This window comes from Rhodoferax sp., from assembly GCF_039922535.1.
Taxonomy (GTDB): domain Bacteria; phylum Pseudomonadota; class Gammaproteobacteria; order Burkholderiales; family Burkholderiaceae_C; genus Rhodoferax_B.
The window spans coordinates 1-7824 of the sequence record NZ_JBDTEM010000269.1; the positions used below are offsets into that span (position 1 = coordinate 1).

Sequence of the window (7824 nt, forward strand, 5' to 3'; positions counted from 1 at the left end):
CCTACGGCGGCAATACCGGCGGGCTGGTCGTGAAGATGGAAAGCGAAGGCAGCAACTGCAACACCGGCGACGTGCTGTTTGGCCGCCCCGCAGCGGGTGGGTGGCAGGCCGTGAGCGTGAACATGGCCACCATCACCGCTGCACAGTCCGCCTGCTTTGACCTGCGCCGTACCAATGTGCCGTTTGCCATCTTCCCGAAATGGGGGGACCAGCAAGGTGTGCAGTTCCAGGTGCGCAACGTCCGCTTTGTCCAATAACCCTCGATAGGAATACACATGTTCACCTCCAAAATCCTCGCGGCAGCCCTACTCGCCTGCGGCCTAGCCTCGATGGCTACTTCGGCCCAAGCCTCACTGATCACCTTTACCGGTGGCACCGTTACCCGCAACGATGCGTCCACCGGCGTGACCAACAACGCCATCAACTGGGACGGCGTGCAGAGTTACGAAGAAGCGGGCTTTCGCTTCACCTTCATCGGCACCGACTCGGATTTTTCCAGCAACGTGGGCGATTTTTATGAAGTCGGCAACGACGTGCTGCAAGGCCACTGGGCGACCGGCAACTTTGGCTACCTGACGCAGATCCGCCTGACCCGCACCGATGGCGGAACCTTCAGCCTGGGCGGCTTTGATATCGTCTCCAACACCGATACCGGTGGCGGCCCGGCATCGGGTAACGAGCAGGTCTACGTGCACGCCTCGGCCGACGGCAGCACCGACGACTTCGCGCAGTTGTTGCCTAGCAAAGACTCGGACTTTCCCGCCATCGGCTTTGCACTGGGCTCACCCTTTAGCAATGTGCGGGCTATCTGGTTCGATGTGACCGGCGCGTCCGACAGCTTTGGTATCGACAACCTGTCCGCCAGCGCCAACAGCGTGCCCGAACCGGGTTCGCTGGCCTTACTCGGCGCAGGGGCCTTTGGCCTATGGGCGACGCGGCGGCGCAAGCGCTGATGCACATGGGGCGGGCGTTAACATCCGATGACGGAGGAATTTGACGCTCCGGCAACCTGAGTTACCGCCCATGTCCACCATCCACAGCGTTGCCGCCTTGGCCGGTGTCTCCAGCGCCACCGTCTCCCGGGTCATGAACGACCCGCACAAAGTGCGCGAAGCCACCCGCATGAAGGTAGAAGCCGCCATGCGCACGCTGGACTTTTCGCGCAACAGCTTTGCCGCCTCGCTCGCCTCCCGGCGCTCGGATTGCGTGGGGCTGGTGGTGCCGCATTTGTCCGGGGCCTTCTTTGCACCGCTGGTCAACGCAGTAGAAGATGCCGTCAGCGCCGTGGGCAGCCACCTGGTCATCACCTGCGGCAAGAACAGCGTGGACGAGGTGGCCAAAGGCCTGCAATTCCTGCGGCAGCGGCGCTGCGACGCCATCATCTTGTACCCCGGCCAGTTGTCCGACGAGGCGCTGGCCGAGATGCTCCAGCAGAACCCGCACATGGTGGTCATCCACCGCACCGTGCCGGGTTTCGAGACCCGCTGCGTACAGCTGGACAACCACACCGGCGGCCAGTTGGCAGCCCAGTACCTGCTGCGCTGCGGCCACCGCGACATTGGAGTCATCGTCGGGCCGCGTGACAACCCAGAAAGCATGCAGCGCCTGGCCGCCTTTCGCCACACCCTGGCCGCCGCCGGGCAGCCGCTACCGTCAGAACGGGTGTCCGAGGGCGACTTCCACTTTACCTCAGGCAGCGCCTGCATGGCGGCACTTTGGGCCAGCCAACCGACCATGAGCGCCGTGTTCTGCCTGAACGACCAGATGGCTTTTGGTGCGCTGAACCACTGCCGGGCCGCCGGTATCGCGGTGCCCACGCAGCTATCGTTGATGGGTTTTGACGACGTGGAATACGCCGATCTGATCCACCCGCGCCTGACCACGGTACACCATCCTGTGGCCGCACTGGCCCGCACCGCCGCCCAACTGGCTTTGCGGCTGGCCACCGGGGAGGTTTTGACGGCTCCCCAGCGCCTGCTGGAGCCCACGCTGGTGGTGCGCGACTCGGTGCGCGTCCTGCCCGGCGCGTAAGAACCAGCTTAGCGCTTCGCCGGCTTGGTCAAATCCAGCACGTTCACACCGGCAGCCGGGCGGTGGCGGTTGAGCCAGCGCGGGTCGGCCAGGCTGCGCTCTACGTCGGCGCGCCCAGCAGCCCAGTGCTCGCGCACCGTGGCCCGTGAGAACTCGTAGTCTTTGGACTGGGTTTCAAAATGCTTGCTGCGGTGGATCAGGTGCACGATGGTCACGGCGGAAGCCGATCCGGCGTTCAGCAGCTTCATGAGATCGGGGTCGTTAGCGAACTCGGGCGGCAGCTTGGCGGCCAGCTTTTGGGCGGCGTGGGAGAGTTTTTGCTGTATCGCGATCTGGTCGGTGTTGAAACGGGTGCGGCTGGCAAACTGGATGTCCTTGCCCCGCTCGGCCACTTCGCTCAGGTTGCGCGGCATATGGCCTCGGGCGCTGAACAGATCCACCTGGAACACCAGCATGTCTTCGGCCGCAGGCTGGTCGATCAGGTACTGCAGCGGGGTGTTGGACACCAGCCCGCCGTCCCAGTAGAACTCGCCGTCTACCTCTACCGGCGAAAAACCCGGCGGCAGCGCGCCGCTGGCCATGATGTGCTGCGGCCCCAACGGGCTGCTGTGCAGGCGGTCGGCCGAATCAAAGTAGGCGAAGTTGCCGCTGGTGACGTTGACTGCGCCCACCGACAGCCGCACATTGCCGTCCGGGCAGTTGCGGTTGATGCGGTCAAAGTCCACCAGCTTGAGCAGCGTGGCGCGCAGCGGCTCGGTGTCGTAAATGCCCAAGGCCGCCAAGCTGCCCTGCGGCTGGTACTGGGCAGCGGGCACGCGGGGTTTGAAGAAGCCGGGCGTGCCCAGCACCGACACCATGGCCGCGCTGGATTCGTTGAAAAACTCGCGCACCTGGTTGCCCCACTGGGCAGGCGGAGCCGGTGCCACCAGCTGCGACGACACGCCCTCCCAAAACTCCTTCAGGCGCGGCACCCGCAGGGGCTTGGGGTTGCCCGCGATGATGGCCGCGTTGATGGCCCCAATCGACACGCCGGCCACCCATTCGGGGCAAATGCCGTTTTCTTCCAGCGCCTCATAGACCCCCGCCTGGTAGGCACCCAGCGCGCCCCCGCCTTGCAGCACCAGCGCGCATTGTTCGTGGTGTGGGCCGGGCAAGGCCTTTTGGGAAGCAGCAGAGCGGGGGGTAGAAGCCACGTTAAAACCTTTCAGACAGAGCCATGTTGCAATGCAGTATAGGGGTGGGTTTGGCGGCGGGGATGTCCACAACGCAAAGACACCCAGCCCCTACACAACTACAAAATAAATAGCTGCCTGCGCGCACTGCACCTGCGCTGGAGGCACTTTTTATATAAATTTTCAGAACAGCACTGCACTACGCATACGGCTTCCACGCGCCCGGCTGCAAATCGCCCAGCGTGTACAGCCCGATCTGCACCCGCACCAGCCGCAGCGTCGGCAGGCCCACCGCCGCCGTCATGCGCCGTACCTGGCGGTTGCGCCCTTCGCAGATGCGGATCTCCAGCCACGCGGTGGGCAGGTGGGCACGGTAGCGTACCGGCGGTGTGCGTGGCCACAGGCCGGGTGGCTCGGCGATCTGCGCAGCAAACGCGGGCAAAGTCATGCCGTCGTTGAGCAGCACGCCCTGGCGCAGCGCCTGCAATGCCGCCTCGGTGGGCGTGCCATCTACCTGCACCTGGTAGGTTTTGAACTGCTTTTCCTGCGGCTGGGTGATGCGCGCATTCAGCACGCCATCGTCGGTCAGCAGCAGCAGGCCTTCCGAATCCCGGTCCAGCCGCCCGGCCACGCGCAGGCTGGGGTCGGTGATGAACTGCGCCAGCGTAGCCCGGTCGCCATCGGGCCGGAACTGGGTGAGCACGTTGAAGGGTTTGTTGAAGAGAATGATTTTGGGCATGGGCAAAGCCAGCTTACCGCCAAACCCGCCACCACTTTAGGCATCGTCTCCCGGTAGCACCAAGGTTCAGCATTTACGGATCACGACGACAAGGCTACCCATTCAGAGATAGACAACAAATTTGCATCAACTTGTAAAGAAAAAACAATATATGAAAATTTAAAGCACTAGAATAATTTTGCATACATTTTTATCTTCAACATGAAATCCATACTTTTACACGGGAATAAACTTCTCTCTGCTCTGCTCGCTGCAGGAATTGTGCTCACCGGGTGTGGGGGCGGGGGAGGTGGTGGTGACACCGGAGTAGCGGGAGGCGGTAGCACGGTCAACTCTCCACTGGACGTCAAAATCAATACCTACAGCAACGAACAGCAAAACCAAGTTGCCACCGCACTCATCAACTTTGATGGGACTGCCGAAGGTGGCAAAACGCCCCTGACCTACAGCTGGGATTTTGGTGATGGCACCACAGCTTCCACAAAAGGTGCAACGCACAAATTCGCCCAAGGTGGTGTCTACCAAGTGATGTTGAAAGTGACGGATGCAGATGGTACGACAGCTACAAAAACCTTGGCGTGGACGACTTCTGGCATCAGCGTCAAATACGTGACGGGTGCTGAAGGCGGTGCGGGCCGCACCGAAGGTACCAAGACAAAAGCCAGGTTTGATGCGCCAACAGGGTTGGCAGTAGCGGCAGATGGAACCATGTATGTTGCGGACCCCCTCAATGCCCTGATCCGCAAAGTAATGCCCGATGGCACAACAACGAACTTTGCCGGTGCGGCAGGCATGCGGGGCTTCAGCGACGGTAACGGATCAGATGCGCGATTGAGCTATCCGTACAGCATTGCGATCGGTGGCAGCGGGTCTTTGTACGTGCATGACCAATACCGTATTCGCAAAATCAGCCCTGCTGGCCAGGTAACCACCTTGGCAGGTAATTTGGCAAATGCCATCAATGAAGTCGCACAGGTGGTCAATGGCCCTATCGCAACCGCTTCATTTGGTTTCGCCAACGGTATTGCTGCGGACAGCAATGACACGGTTTTTGTACTCGAAGGCAACTCCATCCGCAAAATTTCTAATGGTGTTGTTTCTACTTTTGTAGGGAAAGCGACCGAGCCCGGACTCACGAATGGTGGCCCAACGGTAGCCAGGCTTAACGGGCCAGATGCAATTACCATTGATCGCAACAATAATCTGTATATCCGAGAAGGATGCTCAGGAATTAGAAAAATTACACCAGATGGCACTGTTTCATCCCTCTATGCAGGCAGCTTCGCCTATCCAGGTGCACCTGTACAGATTGGCTCAGCGTGTGGAACCCTATCCGGCATTACGGTTAATGCAGCGAATCAAATATTCATTACGCGCTACGACGAAATTCTGGTACTAGACACCGCAGCGGGGTTGACCCAATTCGCGGGGACCAATAGTGGAGAAAGAGATGGCAACCGCACCACTGCCCAATTAAGCAATTTGCAAGCCATCGCCACAACACCCAAAGGAGAACTGGTGGTTACAGGTGGCTCAAACACGGTTCGCAAGATTGCGACAGATGGAGCGGTTAGCACTATTGCGGGCCTAGCTGACAATATTACCGGGACCAATCTCGATGGCGTAAAACTCAACAACGATTCCCGCGTTGCCAAATACCGCGATGGATTTAGCGTAGCAACCGATGGAAGCTGCGTTCAATTGCTTCGTACTGGCACTTTTGCCAGCGTATTGGCGGGTAATTGCAATAGCACCGGCTATTTTGATGGCTCTGGAAGCAACGCACGCTTTGGAAACTTAGTCGGCATTGCTGTAGACAGCCAGAACAATATTTTCGTGACAGATTCTGAAGCGAATCTCATTAGAAAAATAGATCCCCTGGGGGTAGTGAGTACCTATGCGGGTGTCATTTACGCCTACGGAAGTAATGATGGCCCGCGCACAAGCGCAAAATTCAACCGTCCCACCTATTTAACGATGGATGCTGCAGATAATCTTTGGGTGGTAGACCAACAGGGATATTCTCTGCGGATGATCTCTGCTGCAGGAGATGTCACAACGATAACAAACTCCATAGAATGCACGGCCACTGGGAATCCGCTTTCATGCGCTAGCTTGTCTGACATAGCCGCAGATCCAAGTGGTTTTATTTACGCAAGCAAAAACTCTACATTTGAATACAAAATATTTAAAATATTAGCTAATGGGCAAACAAGCGTGTTCTACGTACCCAGTATTCCGCGGCTGCCTGGTGATTACTCCCAAATGGACCACAGCAGACTTGCCGTCGATGTGAGGGGTGACGTGTGGCAAGTAGACCGAGGCTTTGGAACCGGTCCCACCTACCTGCGGCAGGTAAAGGCTTCTACCGGACTCCTGGGTAGTTTCACCATACTCAAGTCGTTCGCCTCGCGGATCTACGTGAACGAGCCCGAAATCGAATTCACCCGACAGGTGGACGGCATGGCCTTCAACCCCGACGGCTCGCTGATGATGGTGGGTGGCGGTTCCGCATTTTTGGCAACCGGTTTTTAACAGCCCAATAGGCTACTAGCGCATAAAGAATATACGCTAGTAGCTACTTATTCAATAGCAAACCTCAAGGCATCGACGCCAGCAGCGCCGCGTTGCCACCCGCTGCCGTGGTGTTCACCGTCAGCGTTTGCTCGGCGCAGAAGCGCACCAGGTAATTCGGGCCGCCGGCTTTCGGGCCTGTGCCGCTCAGGCCTTCGCCGCCAAAGGGCTGCACGCCGACCACCGCGCCGATGATGTTGCGGTTGATGTAGACGTTGCCGATGTGGGCACTGGCGGCCAGGGCGTGGGCGCGGCTGTCGATGCGAGTCTGGATGCCCAGCGTCAAGCCGTAGCCCAGCGCGTTGATCTGCTCGATCACCGCCTGCGGGTCGCCCGACCAGCGCACGATGTGCAGCACCGGGCCAAAGATTTCCTGCGCCACGTCGGCCACCTGGGCCAGCTCGAAGGCTTGTGGCGCTATCAGGTTAGTAGCACCTTGCGCAGGTGGAGTAAGCGCTATCAGCGCTTTTGATGTGGAATGCAGCCGCTGGATGTGCTTCTGGATACCGTCGAAGGCTTCTTTGTCGATGACCGGGCCCACGTCGGTGGCCCAGTCCGCCGTGTTGCCCAGCACCAGCTCTTTGGCGGCACCCTGCACCATTTCGATGACGTGGTCGGCAATCGCTTCGTGCACGCACAGCAGACGCAACGCCGAGCAGCGCTGGCCCGCGCTGCGGAAGGCGCTTTGCACCACGGCGTCCACCACCTGCTCGGGCAGCGCGGTGCTATCGACCAGCATAGCGTTGATGCCGCCGGTCTCGGCGATCAGTGGAATGATGGGGCCGTCTTTGGCCGCCAAGGTGCGGTTGATGATCCGCGCCACCGGCGTGGAGCCAGTGAACACCACGCCCGCAATGCCGGGCAGTGCCACCAGGGACGCTCCCACGGTTTCGCCGGGGCCGTGCAGCAGTTGTACCGCGCCCTCGGGCACCCCGGCGGCGTGCAGCAGGCGCACGGCTTCCAGCGCGACAAACGGGGTTTGTTCGGCGGGCTTGGCCAGCACCGTGTTGCCGGTGGCCAAGGCAGCGGCCACCTGGCCCATGAAGATGGCCAGCGGGAAATTCCAGGGGCTGATGCAGACCCACACGCCGCGGGCGGTCAGGCGCAACTCATTCGTTTCACCCGTGGGGCCGGGCAAGGCCACCGGGGCCATGATGCGCTCGGCTTCATCGGCGTAGAAGCGCAAAAAGTCCACGGCTTCGCGCACTTCCGACACGGCATCGCCCCAGGTCTTGAAGGCTTCCTTGACCAGGATGGCGCAGAAGCGGGGCATCTGGTGTTCCAGCAAATCGGCGCTTTGGCGCAACA

7 protein-coding genes are annotated in these 7824 nt (G+C 60.1%); 4 read left to right on the plus strand and 3 right to left on the minus strand.

The genetic code is table 11. The features are described from left to right. The 3 genes from ABI213_RS12375 to ABI213_RS12385 form a co-directional block, all read left to right on the plus strand. Positions 1 to 257 (plus strand): hypothetical protein (locus ABI213_RS12375; protein ID WP_348027313.1); only part of this gene is annotated, 257 nt, incomplete at its 5' end. A gap of 18 nt (positions 258 to 275) precedes the next feature. Beyond that, a complete protein-coding gene (locus tag ABI213_RS12380) occupies positions 276 to 953 on the plus strand; it encodes a PEP-CTERM sorting domain-containing protein (RefSeq protein ID WP_348007170.1) in 678 nt (225 codons plus the stop codon). Between the two features lie 70 nt (positions 954 to 1023). Then, complete coding sequence (locus tag ABI213_RS12385) at positions 1024 to 2031, plus strand: LacI family DNA-binding transcriptional regulator (RefSeq protein ID WP_348007171.1); 1008 nt, start codon at positions 1024 to 1026, stop codon at positions 2029 to 2031. A gap of 8 nt (positions 2032 to 2039) precedes the next feature. Here the strand turns inward: ABI213_RS12385 and ABI213_RS12390 are convergent, their stop codons facing one another. Next, the gene (locus ABI213_RS12390; RefSeq protein WP_348007172.1) at positions 2040 to 3224 is read right to left on the minus strand and encodes a patatin-like phospholipase family protein; all 1185 of its coding nucleotides are present in this window, start codon (positions 3222 to 3224) and stop codon (positions 2040 to 2042) included. A 178-nt stretch (positions 3225 to 3402) separates the two neighbouring features. Then, a complete protein-coding gene (locus ABI213_RS12395; RefSeq protein ID WP_348007173.1) occupies positions 3403 to 3942 on the minus strand; it encodes a pseudouridine synthase in 540 nt (179 codons plus the stop codon). Positions 3943 to 4143: 201 nt separating this feature from the next. On the opposite strand from ABI213_RS12395, the gene ABI213_RS12400 reads away from it, so the two are divergent. Beyond that, the gene (locus tag ABI213_RS12400; RefSeq protein WP_348007174.1) at positions 4144 to 6477 is read left to right on the plus strand and encodes a PKD domain-containing protein; all 2334 of its coding nucleotides are present in this window, start codon (positions 4144 to 4146) and stop codon (positions 6475 to 6477) included. A 64-nt stretch (positions 6478 to 6541) separates the two neighbouring features. Here the strand turns inward: ABI213_RS12400 and ABI213_RS12405 are convergent. Next, a partial coding sequence (locus tag ABI213_RS12405) for an L-glutamate gamma-semialdehyde dehydrogenase (RefSeq protein ID WP_348027315.1) occupies positions 6542 to 7824 on the minus strand: 1283 nt, incomplete at its 5' end.